Here is a 384-nt window from a genome sequence, read left to right as displayed (position 1 = left end):
GCGTTCACACTTATCGGTTTGTTTGCTGTTACAGCCAAGGGTCTGTAGCTCAGGTGGTTAGAGCACCGTCTTGATAAGGCGGGGGTCGTAGGTTCAAGTCCTACCAGACCCACCAAGTTACGGACGGTGGTTCGAAGCTGAACCTCCGGACAGAAGTAAATGGGGGATTAGCTCAGCTGGGAGAGCACCTGCTTTGCAAGCAGGGGGTCGTCGGTTCGATCCCGTCATCCTCCACCACTTACCACGCACTGCGAAGTGCACCTTGGATTGGTCGTCAAAGGCAAGCGCTTAGGATTGAGCGTTTGCCTTTGGCCTTGGCCAAGACGTTGCGAGACGAAGTTTCGCACGGCTGTTCTTTAACAATATGGGATGTAGTAAAGGTGT

At 53.4% G+C, this 384-nt stretch carries 2 tRNA genes; both read left to right on the top strand.

The features are described from left to right. Positions 1–38 precede the first annotated feature (38 nt). Positions 39–115: transfer RNA gene (locus OR16_RS17750), tRNA-Ile, on the top strand. A gap of 46 nt (positions 116–161) precedes the next feature. Next, positions 162–237, top strand: a tRNA-Ala gene (locus tag OR16_RS17745). Positions 238–384: the final 147 nt, after the last annotated feature.

The organism is Cupriavidus basilensis OR16 (genome assembly GCF_000243095.1).
Classification (GTDB): domain Bacteria; phylum Pseudomonadota; class Gammaproteobacteria; order Burkholderiales; family Burkholderiaceae; genus Cupriavidus; species Cupriavidus basilensis_D.
Note: the sequence above shows the minus strand (reverse complement) of the source record. Positions and strands in the feature narration are given on the sequence as shown.